12 protein-coding genes are annotated in these 19,552 nt (G+C 43.9%); all 12 read right to left on the reverse strand.

Going from position 1 to position 19,552, the window contains the following annotated elements:
* Positions 1-4: 4 nt before the first annotated feature.
* Positions 5-994 carry an alpha/beta hydrolase gene (locus NXR94_RS04750; RefSeq protein ID WP_258103437.1) on the reverse strand — a complete coding sequence of 330 codons (990 nt, stop codon included), beginning with the start codon at positions 992-994 and terminating at the stop codon, positions 5-7.
* Between the two features lie 87 nt (positions 995-1,081).
* Positions 1,082-2,596, reverse strand: coding sequence for a RagB/SusD family nutrient uptake outer membrane protein (locus NXR94_RS04755; RefSeq protein ID WP_258103438.1), 1,515 nt, complete (start codon positions 2,594-2,596; stop codon positions 1,082-1,084).
* A gap of 21 nt (positions 2,597-2,617) precedes the next feature.
* Positions 2,618-5,920, reverse strand: coding sequence for a TonB-dependent receptor (locus NXR94_RS04760; RefSeq protein ID WP_258103439.1), 3,303 nt, complete (start codon positions 5,918-5,920; stop codon positions 2,618-2,620).
* A 126-nt stretch (positions 5,921-6,046) separates the two neighbouring features.
* Entirely contained in the window at positions 6,047-7,090 is a 1,044-nt protein-coding gene (locus tag NXR94_RS04765) for a FecR family protein (RefSeq protein WP_258103440.1), read from the reverse strand.
* 316 nt (positions 7,091-7,406) lie between these two features.
* Complete coding sequence (locus tag NXR94_RS04770; RefSeq protein WP_258103441.1) at positions 7,407-8,381, reverse strand: alpha/beta hydrolase; 975 nt, start codon at positions 8,379-8,381, stop codon at positions 7,407-7,409.
* Entirely contained in the window at positions 8,374-9,336 is a 963-nt protein-coding gene (locus tag NXR94_RS04775) for a pectinesterase family protein (protein ID WP_258103442.1), read from the reverse strand. Before NXR94_RS04775 ends, NXR94_RS04770 begins: the two co-directional genes overlap by 8 nt.
* A gap of 55 nt (positions 9,337-9,391) precedes the next feature.
* On the reverse strand, positions 9,392-11,005 hold the full coding sequence (locus NXR94_RS04780; RefSeq protein WP_258103443.1) for a glycoside hydrolase 43 family protein: 1,614 nt from the start codon (positions 11,003-11,005) through the stop codon (positions 9,392-9,394).
* Positions 11,006-11,008: 3 nt separating this feature from the next.
* Positions 11,009-12,256: a glycoside hydrolase family 105 protein gene (locus tag NXR94_RS04785; protein ID WP_258103444.1), complete on the reverse strand. Its 1,248-nt coding sequence runs from the start codon at positions 12,254-12,256 to the stop codon at positions 11,009-11,011.
* A 44-nt stretch (positions 12,257-12,300) separates the two neighbouring features.
* Entirely contained in the window at positions 12,301-13,254 is a 954-nt protein-coding gene (locus NXR94_RS04790; RefSeq protein ID WP_258103445.1) for an alpha/beta hydrolase, read from the reverse strand.
* A 156-nt stretch (positions 13,255-13,410) separates the two neighbouring features.
* Positions 13,411-14,550 carry a transporter gene (locus NXR94_RS04795; RefSeq protein WP_258103446.1) on the reverse strand — a complete coding sequence of 380 codons (1,140 nt, stop codon included), beginning with the start codon at positions 14,548-14,550 and terminating at the stop codon, positions 13,411-13,413.
* Between the two features lie 20 nt (positions 14,551-14,570).
* Positions 14,571-15,866, reverse strand: a complete 1,296-nt coding sequence (locus tag NXR94_RS04800) for a vanadium-dependent haloperoxidase (RefSeq protein ID WP_258103447.1) — start codon at positions 15,864-15,866, stop codon at positions 14,571-14,573.
* 83 nt (positions 15,867-15,949) lie between these two features.
* Positions 15,950-19,528: a VCBS repeat-containing protein gene (locus NXR94_RS04805; protein ID WP_258103448.1), complete on the reverse strand. Its 3,579-nt coding sequence runs from the start codon at positions 19,526-19,528 to the stop codon at positions 15,950-15,952.
* Positions 19,529-19,552: the final 24 nt, after the last annotated feature.

Raw genomic sequence — 19,552 nt, forward strand, 5'->3', positions numbered from 1 at the left:
TAGTCTAATGATCGTTTTTCATTGGAATCACTTTCTTCAGAAATCCATGCATGTAATCCATGGTTGGATCAACCCATGGGTCGAATAACCAAAACGGGTGAACCTTCATATAAAACTCATGCACTTCGGTATAGATACCCCACCGATTGGTCATACCCAGCAACTCATCTCTTCCGGCATGAAACCTGGGGTAACCACTGTTGATGAACAACATTGGAACAGACTGCTCCTTCAGGTAGAATATGGGTGACGCCTCCATCCATTTTTCTGGTACTTCAAAAAAACTACCTCCAAACCACTTACTGTCATAGGTCAGAGGCTTTCGGTTAACCCAAAGCGAGGCTGGCGCCAGAAAGTCAACGATCCCATCAATATCTATAATGGCCTTAACATCACTTGAATATTGACCATATCCCTGATTTCCCTCAAACTTTTCTATTCCGGATGTCAGTCCCACCAAAGCAGCCAATTGGCCGCCAGCAGAACATCCGGAGATCACAATTTGGTCCGGGTCTATTTTATACTCTTCGGCATGGGCACGAGCCCAGCGTATGGCACATTTAATATTATGAACTGCTGCCGGAAACATCGCTTCTCCAGCCAGTTGATACTCCACGGCTATGGTTACATATCCTTTTGCTGCCAGGCGCTGAGCCAGCGGAATTTGCATGGCCTTATCACCGGACACCCAGCCCCCTCCATGTACCATGATTATCGCCGGGAACTTTCCATTGGCTTTGGGCACAAAAACATCGGCATGAAGATCACGATCTCCGTATGGAGTATCTGGCAATGTGGTATATATAACCTCTCTAAATTCAGTGACCTCCTCAGGCAGGTTTGGTCCGGCAATTACAGCTTCCGGATATGCCCCTCTGATATTTACCCAGGAGGAATAAGGCGTATAGGAGGTATCTCTTGGTATCGGTTTATCCTGGGAATAACTCCCAAAAACCATAGCAGATATTAAAACAAAAAAAAGGAATGTCTTCATAAGATCGGACAAGATAGGGGCCGCCAGCAGGCGGCCCCATCTATTGAACACTACTTACTGCGCTGTGTACCAACCACTACAGTACTATTAATAATTTGGATTCTGTTTCAGGTTAGGATTGGCATTGATCTGATCCCCTGGAATTGGGTAGATACCTCTCCAATCCGGACTTGTGGAGGTTTTAAACTTCCAGGTGCCGTCAAACCATGAACCAAAACGAATCATATCTCTTCTTCGATGACCTTCCCAGATAAACTCTCTTGCTCGCTCCTCTTCAATATCATTAAGGGTCAGACTTAACAATGGATCAGCGCTGCTTCTATCTCTCACTTCATTAACCAATGCCAGCGCTTCCGTAGAAGCTGCGTCCTGACGGAAAAGTGCTTCTGCCTTCATCAAAAGAATATCAGAATAACGGAACAGGATAAAATCATTGTCCGCATTGAATCCAGCCCAGTTTACTCCTTGAGGAGCATACTTCAACAAGTGATATCCCTCATCATTTTCCGCTGCCAGTATGTCCTGAATTTCGGTCAACACCAACTGAGAACCATCCTCCTTCAATAGTGGATCACCATTCAAATGTGTTTGTGGGCCGTATTCAATGAGGTCTTTACGCTCATCTCCGTCAGCATACCTATCCAGCGCTTCCTGAAACACACTATATCCCCCTGCCGGGGTAAATGGTAAGTCATATTTATCCTTATCAAGAGCATGGTTCACATATAGAATGAACTGGTTGTTACCAGCGTTTTGATTTGGATCACATGAAAAGGACGCAATAATTTCCGTTGAGTTTTCCTCATTGGTGGCTAAAAAGCAATCAACTACCTGAGCTTCCAAACTATAGGCGCTTGAAGTTATCACCGCATTGGTATGCTCAAGAACCTTATCCAAAGCTGCGGTACCGGTATACACTTCAGCGTTGAGGTATATAGTTGCAAGAGCCGTATTAACGGTCTCTTTAGACCATCTCGGATAATAGCTCATCCTATCTACGTCGTTGATAGATGGCAATTCTGCTAAAGCAGCCTCCAATTCCGTTACCACAAAATCATATACCTCCGCACGCGGAGTATTCGTAGGAAGGTTTTGCGCGTCAACTCTTGCCTCAGTCAGCAATGGAACATTTCCCCAAAAGTCCATTGCATAGAAATATGCGTAAGCTCTAAGGGCTTTAGTTTCAGCAATCATGGCTGTCAGGTTTTCAGCATTAGGAGATGCTTCCAAACTTTCAATTACCGCATTTGCTGCTCCAATCGTCCCAAAAAGCTCTGTCCAGGCACGGACATTGAAGATATTGTTCGGGGTCACATTATGCTCGGCATACTCCACCCATATACCACCATCGTACCAACCACCGTTAGTTCGTGCCGGAACTAAAAACTCATCCGCTCCCATGACCGACACTCTCCAGGCACTTCCATTGTTGGTAATGCTCGCAAGTTTCTGGTAAACCCCGACCACTGAAGAGAGTGCCTCAGCTTCTGTCTGATAATAATTATCAGGAGATAGTCTTCCGTATAGTTCTTCATCCAGATCAGTACAACCCACAGTTGACACTGAAAGGATCAAAATAAAAAGCTTATATATATTTTTCATCTTTATGATCTTTTAGGTTGTTTAAAATGAGACACTTGCACCAATAATGAATGTCCTTGCTCTTGGATAACTCAAGTAGTCTATCCCTATCGGAGCCACTCCTGAACCGGACACTTCGGAGTTCACCTCCGGATCCAATCCTGAATAACCCGTAATCACGAACAAGTTTTGACCAGTCAGGTAAATCCTGGCATTTGACAGGAATGAAATACCATTGACAGGCACATTGTATGACAAGGTCACATTATCCATTCTAAGGAATGAAGCATCCTCGATCCACTTGGAAGAATACTCCTTAGGCTGGTCTCTTGCAACATCAGTTTCCAATGCTGTTGCCAACACATTTCTACCAGGTAGATTGGTCAGGTATGCAAGGTTATTGGCAGTCAGGTTATGTACGTCGTTGCCGACTGACCCTCTCATGTTCATGACAAGGCTCAAGTTTTTGTAGGTGAAATTGTTACTCCACCCAAAGGTGAAGTCTGGTCTGGCATTACCGATATACTGAAGTTCTTCTGCAAACTGCTCTACGCCATCTATTACTCCAATGAATTTTTGGCCATAGAATGTTCCTAATGGCTTACCCGGTGTAATCAATTGAGAATAGCCACTTAACCCAGCACCTCTTAAAGGAGCTGATCCGATGTCGTCAGCAGAAAACTCTCCATTAGAAAGTTTTAGTACCTTATTTCTGTTTCTACTGTAGTTGAAGCTCGTATTCCACTTAAAGGCTCCGTCGGTTAGGACTTCAGCACCCAATTCTACTTCCACTCCTTTGTTTTCCACGCTACCAACATTTGCCAACTGAGTACTAACCACTGAAGGTGAAGGAACAGCTATCTGAAGCAACAGTTCTGTGGTTTTCTTCTCGTAGTAGTCGAAGCTACCATATAATCTTTGCTGAAAAAGACCAAAGTTCAATCCCACATCCAACTGGGCTGTTTGCTCCCACTGAAGGTCGGGGTTAGCATATTGCTGTGGCAATACAATGGTGATCCTCTGACCACCTACCAAATAACCCGAAGTACTTGCTCCCAGTGTGGTGATGGAATTAAGGTTACCAATTTCCTGGTTACCCGTAATCCCATAACTAGCCCTAACCTTCAGGTCAGAGATTGGACCTACATCAAAGAAACGCTCCTGCGAAACTCTCCAGGAAACAGCTGCTGACGGGAACGTTCCCCATTTGTTACCTGAGCCAAATCGGCTGGAACCATCTCTACGAACTGTACCAGTGAAGAAATAGCGATTATCAAAATTATAGTTGATACGTCCGTAAGTGGAAATCAAGGTATTGCTACCAATGAAGCTGGAAACCGTAGAAACGGTAGATGCAGCCTGCAAACTATACCATTTGAATTCATTTGACAGGAATCCGCTCGCCACGGTGTTGGTTCCTTCTTCAACAAAATACTGGTAAGAGTATCCTACTACCGCATCAATCTTGTGTGCTCCAAAAGTTTTGTTGAAAGAAAGGGTTGTCTCTAATAGTTTAGAGTAATCGGCCAGTTTCTGAACACCTGCGTAGCCTACAAATCCCTGACCGAGTGGATTATCCTTGCTGATGTATCTGTTCCTGTCAATACTTTGACGGGTATAACCCAAATTCACTTTGAAACTTAGAGGCTCAATGATTTTATAGGTTGTGGCAAAGTTTCCGATGAACCTTCTATTGACTCTTACATCTTCCAACTCATCAGAGAACGATACAGGATTTACCCTAAATGGGGGCACGTGGTTATAATCGCCATTCGCATCTTTTACCGGGTAAGTTGGATTGAAAACCAATGCTTCATAGTTCATGCTGGATCCTAACTCACTTCCTACTGTATTTGAAATTGGTGCCTGATTTCCGGCATTTTCGCCGTAATTCATTCTCAAATCAAAATCCAGTTTGCCCTCCATTTCGGAATGGTTGATGTTCACGCGAGCATTGGCCTGTGATAGATTTGACCCAAGCATTATTCCCTGTTGTTTTCCGTAGCCTAATGATGCACGGTAGGTGGTATTATCAGAACCGCCCGCCATTGACAGGTAATGATTCTGCTGGCTGGCTGTTCGGTAGATTTCCTCCTGCCAGTTGGTATTCGCTCCTTTATCATCTAAAGGCAGCTCAAGGTCATTGATGGCCGCTCTGAACTCATCCGCAGTAAGCACATCCAATGTATTGGACACCTTAGAAATACCTGTGCTGAAATCATATGTCACCTGCGCCTTACCTTGTCTTCCTTTTTTGGTCGTGATCATAATCACACCGTTGGCACCTCTGGATCCGTATATCGCTGTCGCTGAAGCATCTTTCAAAACAATCACTGATTCAATGTCATTTGGATTCAATGTCATTAGTGGATTGATCGGTTCCTGGTCGAAGAAGTTATTGCTCTCCGATGTAACAAGATTGGCTGACCCGACCCCAGCACTTGTAGAGATTGGCACGCCATCAATTACATAAAGAGGCTCGTTAGACGCTGAAATGGAAGTACCTCCTCTAATTCTCACCGTATTAGATCCACCCGGCTTACCGCTGTTTTTGCTGATGTTTACACCGGCTACTTTTCCCTGAATCAATTGTTGTGTCGCTAGCTGAGGGCCTTGGTTGAAATCATCACTTCCCACAGAAGAAATCGATCCCGTCAGGTCACTTTTCTTCATGGTACCATATCCGACTACCACTACTTCTTCCAGGCTTTTAGTATCCGGAGCCATTTGAATGGAAATGGTGCTCTGTCCGTTCACCGCTATTTCCTGGTTTTGATATCCCACAAAAGAGAATAACAAGACTGCATTATCTGCAACCTCTAACTGAAACTTACCATCTACGTCCGTGATCGTTCCGTTAGTAGTTCCTTTCTCCAGCACGGTTGCACCCGGAAGAGATTCACCATTTTCATCCGAAACTACCCCTGAAATCGTGGTTTTTTGAATAATTACTTCAATCTCATCATCGAATTTGCCTTTTTCGAGGGTCTTAACACTAATACGATCATTGACTTGTCGGAAGCTAATGCCGGCTTGCTTGGATATCTCAAGTAACATGTGCTCCACACTTTTGTTTCTAATGTTGAGAGTCACCTGACGAGTTGGATCTAACTCATCCTCGCTGTAAACAAATGTATAATCTGACTGCTCCTCGATACTTCTAAAAGCATCTCGCAAGGATACATTGCGCATCGAAATACTGATCGTCGCGTCTTTTACACTAACGACTCCCTGTGCGCGGGTGCTATCGGCTAGTAGGGTGTTAAAAGCCACCAGCACTATAACTGCTAGATAAATGGAAATCTTTCCCATAAGAGAAAACCATCGTAAAGTTTTGTTTTTCATATATTTGGGTTGTTAAAAGTGAATGAAATATTCGCTGAAATTTTGCCTGAGAGCGATTGTTGCAGCAATCACCTCAGGCTTTTTTGTTGTAGTTTCTATATCATCATAGGCATATCATTTTTCTTCTTAGTTGTCTTCAAATTCTATCGTCACTTTCTTTTCATTGATCTTATAATCGAATCCTACCGTGTAACTCAAGCTTTTCAGCACATTTGAGAGGTAGTCATTATTAAAAGTACCAGTCAATTTGAGTGAAAGGTTAGGCTGATTAAGTACCTCTATCTCAACCCCATACCATCTTTCCAAAGATTTCAAACCTTCATCCATTGGGGTATTTTTGAAATAGAGAATGCCGTCCTTCCATAGTGCCTGCGTCTTCAGGTCCACTTCTGATTTATTAAGTATTACGTTATCTGTTGTTATTCTTTGCCCGGGTAGAAGTATGGCGTTGTTAGCACTTTCACGTGTAGAGGACACTTTCACTTTACCTGTTAACAAAGTCACCTCCTCCGACTGACCGGAATAGGCATTGATATTAAATGAAGTACCCAATGCCATTGTTTTAAGTAGTGGTGTTTCGGCTATGAAAGGTCTTGACGGATCTTTTGCCACCTCGAAGAATACCTCACCACTCATCTGAACAAGTCTCATCGTATCTGAGAATTGCGCCGGATAAGTCACCGAGCTATTTGAATTCAGGATGACCATGGAACCATCACTAAAATGCAGGGTAAGCTTCTGCCCTGCCTCAGTTGATTTGGTGATCCAGCCTGCATCGGCAATTGTATGTGCCGAATGCTTCATTTGAGACTGCAGAATAAAATACCCCAGCACTGACGACATTACTGCCAATGCGATGGCCGCGGCATATTTTCTCCAGGCCCTAAAGCCAGTATTCCTTTGATTGCTGATTAACCTAACTGTAGGACGAGCATCTTCATCAATGACTGACTGAATAAGATCCTCCGTAACAATATGATTTTTGATGGATTGCAGGAGCGCCCGACTATTTAGATTATCAGAGCTGGCATAGTCCTTAGGGTCAAAGGCCTCGAATCCTTCAAAGAGTTCCCCTCTTCCTCTATTGGAATTGATCCATATAGAAATTCGCTGTGCCTCTTCCCAGGAACACTCTCCCTTAAAAAACCGATTTAATAGTTCGTTATCCACTTATTGTCTCGTTTGTATATATAATACTCCCGAACCCCAAACAACCCCTAGTGGAAACTAAATATTTATATTTTATTCAATGAAATGAGCAATTTAATTAATAAATCATCAATAAAAAGGATATTTATTGAATGAAACAGTAGTAGTGGGATTAAAAGAAACAAGGAACCCTGAGGCTCCTCGTTGCTGATTGAAAAGAAATGTGATTTTATATCACATAACTCTCTTAAAATGAGTCCCGGCAAATGTAACCTATGCAAGTTCGCCAACAGCTTTATTTCGATCTTTTTATATATTTCTGCGAAAAAACATGGTTTTATTGAGATAGCACCTTTTGTAGGAATGTGTCCATGTAGTTTACCACCTGATCCACCCATGGGTCCAATAGCCAAAATGGGTGAACCTCAATTTCAAATTGATGAACTTCATTGTAAATCCCCCAAAGATTCATCATCCCTGTAAGCTCGTGCTGACCAGCTGTGAACCGTGGATATCCGCTTTTGACAAATAGGATTGGTGGAGACTGCTCGTTTGCCCAGAAGATGGGGGAAGCATCCTTCCACACCTCTGGGTTTTCGGCGAAGGTGCCTCCCATCCATTGAACGTCCGGTGAGTCCGGTCCTCTTTTCAGGTTCAATGACCATGGCGCCATGAAGTCCACGACCCCATCAATGTCGATGATCGCCTGAATTTCACTGGAGTATGCCGCATACCCCAAATCACCCTCCTTCTCTTCCACACCGCTCGTTAATCCGGTAAGCAAGGCCAATTGACCACCCGCAGAACATCCGGAAATGGCTATTTTATCAACCTCTATTCCGTATTCATTGGCATTTGCCCTGGTCCAGCGTACAGCAGCCTTCACATTATGAAGAGCCGCCGGATATTTGGCCTCGAGGAGCAATTGATATTCTACACATATTGTCACAAACCCCCTTGCTGCCAATCTGACTGCCATGGCATGCTGCAAAGATTTATCTCCGGACCTCCAGCCACCTCCATGCACCATAATAAGCGCAGGGTATACTCCTTTCTTCCTGGGTTGAAATATATCTGCATGAAGTTCCCTTTCACCAAATGGCGTCTCAGGAATCGTGAGGTAAACGACGTCTAAATCGGCTTTGACTCCTTTGGGAATTTTTGTGGATGCAATCTTTGCATCAGGGTAATTTTTGACTACCCCCTCCCATACACGCTGAACATTATAAGAGCTATCTCTTGGAATTTGCTGTGCTACGGCCTGACAGCCATATACCAACAGTATTACGACTATTAAAACCGATTTATTCACCGCTATCTGAATTTGGATCCCAACCTCCTAACACCTTTTGGACCGTATATTTATCCAGTTCGTCTGCACTTAGCTGAAAGGACCAATCCACACGTTCATTCACTTTACCTCCTTTGCCTTTACTTCCGTGCTCAGCATAATAGGCTGTCTTCTTCTTCTCTTCTGATCCCCACGGATCCCAGCCTGCCCGATTGATCACTTCGCTCATTTCGCAGTTGATAAAGACTGTTTGCGCATACGGTCTCCAGGGGCGTCCAAGGTATACACTTCCCTTATCTGCAGATCCGGAAATTTTACAATTCCTGAACACAAACCCATATTCGGATTCCTGCTCCGTTGATGCCGCAGTCACATAGCCCGGACTTTTACAAAAAATCTCGCATCCTTCAAAATAAGCAGTTGACCACCCGAAGATAAAATCAACTGTACCTTCTATATAGCAATTCTTATAGTATTGTCTGCTGTTCTTCCCATGTGGATACAATGTATCCTGAAAACCGAGAAAGCGACAATTTTCAAATTTCACCTTATCCCCATCTACCCTCACCGCTACGGCCTGACCAACAGGGCCTGAACTATTTTCAAAGGTGATATTATAGGCTTCAAAACCATCACCGTTGATATAAAATGAAGAAGATCCTGAAGTTCCCATATTCTCTCCAAATCGATTTGGCTTGCTCGCATAATCGTCGTAAGTCAGGACGGTCTTCTCTGCCCCTTCTCCAATGAAGGTCACGTTGGTTTTAGTCGTTGGCAAAATCAATCGCTCTTTATAAACTCCTGATTTGATCAGAATGACAGTTCTGTTTTTCCTCAAATGGGGCACTGCATCAATGGCCTCCTGGACCGTCAAAAAATCACCAGAGCCATCTTTGGCTACTGTGAAGTCATACTCCTGTGCCAATGCGATCCCATAAAGGAATACCCAACTCAAAATCAACGCTACTTTTCTCATTCTTTTAAATCTTACTATTCACAGCCACTTTTAAAACCTGGCTGAATCGTTTTTCCTAATCCACACGGAAATAATCAAACAGCGCGTATCCACACAAACCTGTTGTTTTTGATCTCTTTGTGTAAATACCTGTCTTCGCTCCTACCCAATGTCCTTCTCGTGTTGCAAAGGAGTCTCCCAGTACCTCGAACTTCTTACCGTTTTTGCTATAGGAGAAGGTGGCCTTGGCATCCTGATCAATCTCTACTCTCAACCAAACTTCTGACTTGCCGATATCCACTTTTGCATTGGTCTCCTCCGGACGGTTATCACTTGCCTTCACACACACGCGCTGTTGCACAGAGTATCCATCGTCGGTTTTCTTAACAGCGATACTGGCATAATCATGACCCAATACAATCAAACCTGACTCTTCTCCCTCCTTCAGGTTACTTACATCCACCTTTACCGTATTTGAAAACTCAGGGGCCGGAAACTTCTGTAGCATCAAACTCGGAGACATCCACAGGTTAACAGCTCCATCTGCATAGGGCTGAGCATTCAGTTTGATTTGCCCCGGATTGGACTTCAGACTGTAGAAGCCATTTTGGGGTGCCGCGTTCCATTGCCACTGCAGACCTAATGTATTGCTATTAAATTCATCTGTATCTACCGGATTGTGAGGCTTTTGCACAGGTAATCCCGGCTTCTTATAAACGAGGTATGGTTCGCCTGTTCCATCACCATCTTTATCTTTGCCCATGATCGGCCAGTCATCGATCCACTTTACCGGTTGAAGGTGAACAATACGGCCATATGGACCTCTATCCTGAAAATGAACAAAATAACTCTCGCCATTATCTAATTCTACCATACCTCCCTGGTGAGGACCATTGATTGGGGTGTCACCCTGTGCCAACACAATCTTTTCTTCATAAGGGCCATAGATATTTTTTGACCTTAGGATGAGTTGCCATCCGGTAGGGACACCACCGGCCGGGGCGAAAATGTAGTAATAGCCATTACGTTTATAGAACTTGGGCCCTTCGATCGTCGGATGATTTTTGTGTCCATCAAAAACAATTACACCCTTATCCATGATCTGAGATCCATCCTTTGACAATTCAACCACCTGAAGGAGACTCTTCACTCCAGCACGACTATGAGCAAAGGCATGCACCATATACACTTTTCCATCATCATCCCATAACGGACTTGGATCGATGTTTCCGTAAGCCTTTTTCACCAAAACAGGAGCTGACCATTCGCCTGCCGGGTCCTCTGTCTGAACCATATAGATCCCACGGTCCGGGTCACCCCAGTAGATATAGAAAAGCCCGTCATGATACCTGAAGCATGGAGCCCATACCCCATTTCCATGCTGAGGGGTATCGTAGTAAGCATCCGGAAATTGTGGAACTGCATAGTTGATAATCTCCCAGTTGACCAAATCCCTGGAGTGGAGGATCGGCAGGGCTGGAACTGAATTAAATGAAGATGAGGTCATGTAGAAATCATCTCCGGCCCTGCAAATATCAGGATCTGAATAGTCCGCATGAATGATTGGGTTCTTATAGGTGCCGTCTCCATTATCCGGTGACCATGCTTTAGATACAAACTCAGAAGGTTTAACCTGGGAGAATGCTCCGAATTGGATCGATATGAATAATACGATTAGCGCTACTCTCATTTCTTACTTCGTTTCTACTATTTGTCCTTTAAACAACTCAGAATTTTCCTGGATCAATGCCGCCATTATGAACGGACCCGTCCCCTTACCATCGTTGGAGCGAACCGTCTCCTCAATATAATACTGGTAGCTTCCATCCCGAACCGGGTTGTCCGCTGGTCCCAGTCCAGCTCCGGCACAACAATTCGTGAGTTCCACCTCACCGTCAGGGTGCACAATGATCAGTTCATTGACAATCCCATTGAATCCTTTCATAGCCGGTTTGATATAAGATTTGTCCAGAACTCCCTTATCTACCCCTTTCATCATCCCGTAAACGAACATGGCCGCACAGGTAGACTCATGATAATTTCCTTCACGATCAGGATAATTGGGAACCTGATACCACAGACCCGCCGAATCCTGGTAATTGACGATCGTTTCGCTCAATCCCTTAAACTGATCGATTAGTATTTGCTTCTTTGGGTGATCGTTTGGCAGATAGTCAAGAACATCGATGAGAGCCATGTAATACCAGCCCACCCCTCTGGACCAGAAGTTTTTAGAGAGCCCGGTCTCCGGATCAGCCCAATAGACCGATTTGGTGGCATCCCATCCATGATAGTACCAACCTGTCTCGGGGTCTTTTGCATGGCTACCTAATAGATCGAATTGTAGGGTAATGTCATCGAACATGGCACTGTCCCCAAAATTCACCGCATACTTTGCATAAAATGGTGTTCCCATGTAGATACCATCCAACCACATTTGATTAGTATAGATCTGCTTGTGCCAAAACCCTCCTTCCGGAATCCTCGGCTGATCCATTAACTGGTCAAAAAGTATTTCGATAGTCTTTCTATATCGTTCGTCCCCTGTCTGCTTATAAAGCGGGAACAACATTTTACCTGACTCAATCTTATCAATATTGAAGTCTTCCTTTTTATATCTTAAGATTTCACCATTTTCATCAATTAAACTATCGGCATAGGTCAATACATAATCGAAATACTTCTGATCCCCGGTTTCGGTCCAAACCCTTAATATGGCATCGCAAACCAGCCCATTAACATAGGCCCATTTAGGTCTCTTTTGGAAGTCAATTTGCCAGGCGGAAGGATTGCGTTTCATTTCTGAATCAGCCATGCGCTGAGACCATGGTCTGGTTTCCTCTTTCACCTCCTGGGCTTGTGGTTTTTTGCTTTGGCAGGCGAAACTGAGCGTTGCCACCACGGTGATCATTAAGGTCAGTTGTTTGAATCTGGTAATCATTTGACTAAGGGTTATTGTATGTTATATGAATTATGATAAATTGTCTATTTCAAATTGTCAGATAAAAAGCTCAAGACATAGGACATAGTCGGTTCATACCATGGATTGAACAACCAGAACGAATGTGGTGCCCCATCCATGAAATGTGTTTTCGAAGCCGTCCCATACTTTTCAAGTTTGGCGATGTAATCCTGTCTTCCTGCCAGAAACCTGGGATACTTACTCGCTAAAAAAATGGTGGGTGGAGTCCATTTATCTACATGGGTAAGTGCCGATGCCTCCGTCCAGATATCAGGCTTTTCCTCCCATGTACCTCCCAGCCACCAGGAAGCCACCTCCCCCTCAGCAGAATCAGGATGTTTGAACGCCAATACTCCATCAACTACTACAATGGCCGCGATCCTGCCTTTTACATTGATATCATAAAAGTTGTCCTTCTGGTTGTAAGTGGTGCCCACCAGCGCCGCTAGCTGTGCGCCGGCTGAGCATCCCATCACGACTAATTGATCAGTATCAATCTGGTATTTTTTTGCATTTTGGGTCATCCACTCCAACGCATCATACAGGTCGAGTACTCCGGCTGGATATTGTGCCTCTAAAGACAGGCGATACTCAGGGGCCATCACAAAATACCCATTGGCTGCCAGCCTTTCTGCCATTGCGGTCATCAATGATGGGTCACCTGACCGCCAGCCACCCCCATGAATGATCAGTACTGCAGGTCTTTTCCCCTGAGATACTTTAGGATAAAAAAGATTAGCCAAAAGCTTTCGCTCTCCGATCGATTGGTAGATCATACTCTTTTCGGATTCGATTGATCCCGAAACACCAGATGTAGCCACCGAAATATTAATGTCGTCTTCAATATTGTACCGCAAGGCCTTCTCCAAAGCACTGGACAGGGTATAAGAAGTGTCTCTCGGGATTTGTCCGGCATTTTGGCTCATGGCGCAAAGTCCCAGGAGTATAAGCATGAAGTAAAAAAGTGGGGTTTTCATTTTGGGTATGCTAATTTAAGCGCAATCGTATGCGCAAATAAAATTGAAAATAGTTTAAATACAAAGTTCCCATTGATCCGCCGTTGTTATTCAAGCTACAACTGCTCCCCTATACCTCCTTATAATTATCTGTTATTTGTGCCATACACGTTTGTTTCAAATTGAAAGAGGTGCATCGATAGCAGGAATTTTCTTGCGACCAAATCTCCAGCTAAACCCAGCGTTTATCAAATAGTCTGCAAAGGCAGCATCACCGTTCCGAAAAACCCCAGTCTCCCTGGTTCGTTGTTTATCAGAAAAATTCTGAGTTCTGGCGCGCTCAATGGCTACCGGAACAGTCAAATTAAATGTGAAATTTCTAACAGAGTAATTAATTCCAGGCTCTAAAGACACAATATATCCTGGCCTTCTAAATCCTTCATTTCCTCCAATCAGGTCCCTGGAAGGAATGCCCTCGATACGCGATCCGGCATAGATTCTCAGCCCCTTTACCGGCAACATGTAAAGCCCCCCAATTCTAGCCGCATACTGATCTGGTACAGAAAGGTAAGAAGTAGCCCCCCTGAAATTGGTTGTTTGATATTGCTCTCTTGGGTTGATAAGATAATAAAGATTGGTGCTCAGGGTAATTTGGTCATTCAGCAAGTAAAAACCTTCCATTTCAATGGTCATCCCCAGCCCCCCATCCCCAGGTTGTATGGATTGATCCACGCCGGAAGTGATCGCTTCCCCACTCGGACCCTGATTGTAAAATTTGCCCTGATATCGATAGTCACCGGTAGGTAGCTTAAGACCAAGACCAATGCTCAAATTTGGATTAGAGGAGGTCCCAGGATCAAACAGCCAATACCCCAGACTCAACCTAATATCGCTCAGTCCATGCGAAAATGTAGAATGACGATCTCCAAATCCACCAGGAGGGTTACCACCATGTTCGTACATCGATGATCTTTCATGGTAAACAAATGGCAATATCACGCTTGCGGTCAGCCGATCAGTAACACCATACCTCAATTGGAAATTTAGAAAAAAGGAGTCATTGATTACCTCAGTAGCATTTTCAACCCGCTCAGTTTCTTCGTGCTTCCCTCTAAAATGTTTGTAAGAATGAAAATAACGAAAGTTAGTTCCAGACTCAAAATCACCTTTGGAAAGAATTGCTCCTCGAGCCAGGTGGTTTCCGCAGCCTGAACGTATCGCAACACAGCCCTGGGCGTTTATATAGGATTGATCCATCATTATCATCAGCACGAATGCTAATAACTTGCAACATTTACTGAATGTCTTTTCCATCATTAGGCTGTTTTGGTCCTGGTTTACTTAGTAGTCGTCAACTTTGCCACCACATATTCTCCAACTTTATGCCCTTGTTCAACACCATTTTCTATGGCCATTCTGTAATGAATGCCCCCATATAACCGACTAATGGCTGCTTCTTCAGAAGCCTCAAAAAATGACTTAAAATCTCTCGGTGGGAGACCAAATTCTTCTTCGGTATCATCATGGAATTTAAAATTATCTCCGTAAAAATCCGAAAGTGTCACAGCAGCCGCCCTGGAGATCACACTATGCCCACTTGTATACTCCGGGAATGGCGGAGTTTGTAATAGCGGTCTCCAGTTTTCATCCATAAATTGATTGATCAATGTTTCAGGTCTCACCACCAGGCTCCTCCACTTTTCATCCCAGCAACTGATAAACCCATCGAACAATGCAATGGATGTACGAGTAAATACTTCAACCGTTTCCTTAAAGTTACTACCGGATTTTCTGGCTGCAATTGAGGTGATCCCCATCCAGTGTCCTCCCGGAGTGATCTTTTTAGTCGCAAACATAAAGTGACCTTTATGATGAGAAACATAGGGGTTACAATCCCAAAACTTGGCTATATCTGTCTGACCAGAATCCAGATTTACACCTACATCATAAACTTCTTTCAGTTCCTTAAAGAAAGGACTGTCCCGGTCCATCGTCAATTGATGAGGTGGCTTCGGTATATACTGATTAGCTGAATCTAAAATCAAGGGTCTTATCTTCTTCCAGTTTGGCTCAATACCCTCCATATAGTCCGGTGGTGTTGGTTTCCATTTGAACGTATCGTGCTGGATCTGATACTTTGGAAAAGAGCGGGTTTGCTTATACATATCACCATTCGCCCATTGCAAAAGGTGGGCAGCCATTTGTTCTCCATAGGCAAGAGAAGATTCCTTAACCGACTTACCAATGCCCTGGTTGTCCAATTTTAGAAGAAGACTGTCGTGATACACCTGAAGCTTTTCTGTTGAGAATACGAGCGCTTTACCCACAATCATGAAAGCATGTAACGCCGCAAGATGAGGCTCAACATTAACTTGAGGTTTGGGGGGAGCCGTGAAATCATTAACCTGCCCTGTGAGAGAAAAAAGAGAATCAGGATAACATTGCGCCATTACCTCATAGGCCGCCATGTTGGAATAGGCATATATCCTACTCGCAATGGGTGGAGAGAAAATATCATAGACGATAACATCTGTGAGTTTCTTCACGGTTGCCTGATAGGTCTCCGGGTCATTTAAGGTTGTTTTGTAAACTTCATTGCTCTCATTGCATGAAAACAATGAAGCTATCACCATCAATATAAGTATGCGGCTTTTCTGTATTTTCCTAAACATCATCACTCAATAAATATCGTATTCTACTTCTTCCAAAAACTAAATCACTTCACTTTTCTTGGTTTGCCCGAGAGATTGTAAATCTCAACGGAGCTGGCGGTCGAAGGCATGCGAAAGAATCGCGATGATTGAGACAAGTAACCTGAACCAAAATAAAATTCCTCTCTCATCACGCTGCCATCATCAAACGAAATGCTCGCATAGGTATCAGTCGCCCCCAACTTGATCAATTGCTCCGAATCCGCGCTGTAGCTAAAAGCCCTAAGTGGGCCTTCATTAGCCAGTGAAATGACCGCAGTTGCACCAGATGACAACATCAACTCCGCCAAACTTTTCTGATTCCCATTAGCATAAAACCCTGATTTGCTTAAAGGCATCGCATCAAATTCTCCCTTTCCATTGCCCTGAAGGAATAGCCCGTTTCCTGCATCGTATTGTCCGGACATATAATCTGAAGCATATGAATTTCCTGTAAGTAGCACGTCCAAGTTGCCATCCTCATTCATATCGCGTATGAGTAACCCAAAAACCGGGCTGATCTGAGCCTCCATTGGCAAGTCATGCATCTTAAACCTGCCGTTTCCAAGATTTTCTATGTAGGAGCTTTTGAAGTTAGTTGCCTTTGCACGGTAAGCAGTCTCAAGCTCCTTTTCTGAAAACAATTCCTGAACGGTAATGTCAGCGTAACCAATGTAATTAGGAAAACGCTTGCGGGTAAAAATCATCATTTGGCTGATTAATTCGTCTCTGCCAGGCACGGGGTAACTAATGCCCTGATTGTACTTGGTAAGAATGGGGTCAAGACTTCCATTTTGATCAAAGTCCTTTGCAAACACTTCCACAGGCTCCTTTTGTGAACCTTGAAATTTCGAATTCAGACCAAGGTTCCCGGCGATATAATCGATATCGCCATCCTTGTCAAAATCCCCTCCTGCAATACTGTTCCACCAGCCAGTCTCATTTTTAAGTTGGCCTTGCTCAGTAATATTGGTAAACCCTGTAACATCATTTCTAAAAAAAGTAACCGGCATCCATTCCCCAACGACGATCAGATCAGGATCTCTATCATTATCAAAATCCGTCCAAATCGCAGAAGTAACCAACCCCAGATCAGTAAGGGCCTTCGCCAGTTGTGCCGTCACATCTATAAAACGACCATTATCATTTTTCAGGATAGCGCTGCTTACAGGTAGCGGATACTTTCCTACCTCCGTTCTTCCTCCAACAAAAAGGTCTAAATCTCCATCCAGATCATAATCAGCCGCGGTTACGCATGATCCGCTGACAAACCTGTTCGGTAATGCGGTTGGATCATGTTTGAAGTTCCCCTTACCATCATTGATCAATAAACGATCCTGATACGGTGGCGTATTCGGCTGAAACTCACTTCCTCCGCTCACCACATAAAGGTCCAAATCATTGTCGCCGTCGCAATCAAACAACAACATGCCCATATCCTCCAATGCATGATTGCTATCCAGGGCTTTTTGTTTGAATGTTCCATCCGGACTTTGAGTAAACAGCATGGTTTTTTCATCCCTTGCTCCACCTACAATAAAGTCATCCAGACCATCGCCATTGACATCACCAGAGGCAATTCCCGGCCCACTTTTGGAATATAAATGAGGCAACAAAAACTCTACTTTAAATTCATCAAAGTTGTTCTCCTGGTGTACATACCGTACGCCGATATTATCCGTAACGTCACGCAGTAAAGGCCGCGGCGGAGTTGGTTCCGCTAACTTTTCAAAAGATGCTTCGCTATACAACAACTCAATAGTTCCTGATGGTACGGACTCTACTACCTGTGTCTTGCCGTCAGACCAAATGATTTCTAGCGTATCCACAAGACTTGCTTTTCCCAATCCAAAATGCATAATCGGCTCCTGGGAAGACTGAAACCCCCGGACCACAGCCTGATGCTGAGATTGGACCTGATCCTGGCATTTAATCCTTACCTCAGCCCCTAATCCATCCGGGTTCGCTTCGGTTCCTTTCAACCGGATTCTTAATGACTTGTTGTTGGTACTTTTATTTTCATATACAAAGGATCTGTCATTGACATTATTGACAACCAGATCAAGGTCACCATCTCCATCCAAATCTGCATACCCTGCCCCATTTGAGCAGGTCAATCCTTCAAGACCCCATGCCCGGGTCATATCTGTAAACTTAAATGCAACTCCTGCACTGTCCGACCCATTATTTCTGTATATGTAGTTAGAAAAATAAGTATCAGGAAGATGCTCAATCTGAGCCAGAAAGTCCTTTTTCAGTTCATCATAATCCGCATTGGGGTTGATGTGATTTTCGCGATAAGCGATATAATCATTATTCGTAATATCTTTTGGTATACCATTGGTAATGAACAGGTCTCTATAACCATCATTATCAAAATCAACCAGAAGGGGTGACCAACTCCAATCTGTTTTGTAAACACCTGCCAAATAACCGATTTCACTGAAGTTGATGGCTCCTGACTTGGAGGCGCCGGCATTCAGTTGCAATACGTTTCGACTGTATTGTGGCTGATATCCCCTGCTAAGTTCCATTTTGAACTTTTCGTAGCTGGTTGCCGTGCTCATCATTTTTTGGCGATGATTATCATCAGGCAACATATCCAACACCACGATATCCACCAGGTCGTCATTATTGATATCAGCTACATCGCAACCCATAGAGAATCGACTCTGATGCCTCAAGTATCCCGCAGCATTTTCCTTGAATGTTCCATCTTTTTGATTGATGTAGAGGAGATCATCGTAGATGAAATCATTGGATACATACACATCTTCCCAACCATCTCCATTGATATCATTGATGGCCACTCCTAATCCATAACCTTCATAGATGACGCCAGAAGCGCTGGAAACATCTGTGAAATTTGGTAAGCCCGACTCAGACAGACCATCGTTACGATAGAGGTGGTCCGTACTCGGAGATGTTCCATCATTTTGCTTGTTTTTGGGGAAGTTGGGATTGGACTTGTCGTGATAGGCTGTAAGCAGGTACAGATCCAAATCACCGTCCTTATCATAGTCAAAAAAGGCCCCCTGAGTGGAAAAACCTTCGTCAGCTAAACCCATCTCATCTGCCATATCCTTGAACACCGGAATACCATCGGGTGATACTCCCTGGTTGATATAGAAACTATTTCTTCTAGCCTGTGCCTCACCTAAACCTGAAAAGCATAAATAGATATCTAACTTGCCGTCCTGATTGATGTCAACAAGCGTGGCACCCGTAGCCCATCTTTCAGTTTTTAACCCGGAGGCCGTTGTCGTCTTCTCAAATTTCAGGTTTCCTCGATTTAAGTAAAGCTCGGAACTCACCATGTTGCCAGTAAGGAAGACATCTGTTTTCCCATCGCCATTAAGGTCACCAAGGGCCACGCCTCCTCCATTATAGAAGTAATTGAACTCTATGATGTTGAGGTCATAATTAGGAGAAAGCTGGTTTTTGAAATCAATACCTGATTCTTCCTCTGAAAGAAGCTTAAATACAGCTTCAGCACTCACTGAAGTCTCAGTGTTTTCAGCAACCTGGCAACCGAAAATCGTCAGAAGTAGCATAAAAATACCTCCTGTGGTGCCGGTATATCTATTTTGAATGAGTTTAAGCATGTTGGTCGATGTTATATATATTCT

This window comes from Marinoscillum sp. MHG1-6 (assembly GCF_024714475.1).
In the GTDB taxonomy this organism is placed as follows: Bacteria; Bacteroidota; Bacteroidia; order Cytophagales; family Cyclobacteriaceae; genus JAMZMI01.

What these genes read in the sequence shown, in the direction of transcription:
- NXR94_RS04760 (WP_258103439.1), bottom strand. Translation starts at nt 5,920, where the DNA reads ATGAAAAACAAAACTTTACGATGGTTTTCTCTTATGGGAAAGATTTCC.
- NXR94_RS04790 (WP_258103445.1), bottom strand. Translation starts at nt 13,254, where the DNA reads ATGAAAACCCCACTTTTTTACTTCATGCTTATACTCCTGGGACTTTGC.
- NXR94_RS04805 (WP_258103448.1), bottom strand. Translation starts at nt 19,528, where the DNA reads ATGCTTAAACTCATTCAAAATAGATATACCGGCACCACAGGAGGTATT.
- NXR94_RS04800 (WP_258103447.1), bottom strand. Translation starts at nt 15,866, where the DNA reads ATGGTGATAGCTTCATTGTTTTCATGCAATGAGAGCAATGAAGTTTAC.
- NXR94_RS04780 (WP_258103443.1), bottom strand. Translation starts at nt 11,005, where the DNA reads ATGAGAGTAGCGCTAATCGTATTATTCATATCGATCCAATTCGGAGCA.
- NXR94_RS04755 (WP_258103438.1), bottom strand. Translation starts at nt 2,596, where the DNA reads ATGAAAAATATATATAAGCTTTTTATTTTGATCCTTTCAGTGTCAACT.
- NXR94_RS04750 (WP_258103437.1), bottom strand. Translation starts at nt 994, where the DNA reads ATGAAGACATTCCTTTTTTTTGTTTTAATATCTGCTATGGTTTTTGGG.
- NXR94_RS04795 (WP_258103446.1), bottom strand. Translation starts at nt 14,550, where the DNA reads ATGATGGAAAAGACATTCAGTAAATGTTGCAAGTTATTAGCATTCGTG.
- NXR94_RS04785 (WP_258103444.1), bottom strand. Translation starts at nt 12,256, where the DNA reads ATGATTACCAGATTCAAACAACTGACCTTAATGATCACCGTGGTGGCA.
- NXR94_RS04775 (WP_258103442.1), bottom strand. Translation starts at nt 9,336, where the DNA reads ATGAGAAAAGTAGCGTTGATTTTGAGTTGGGTATTCCTTTATGGGATC.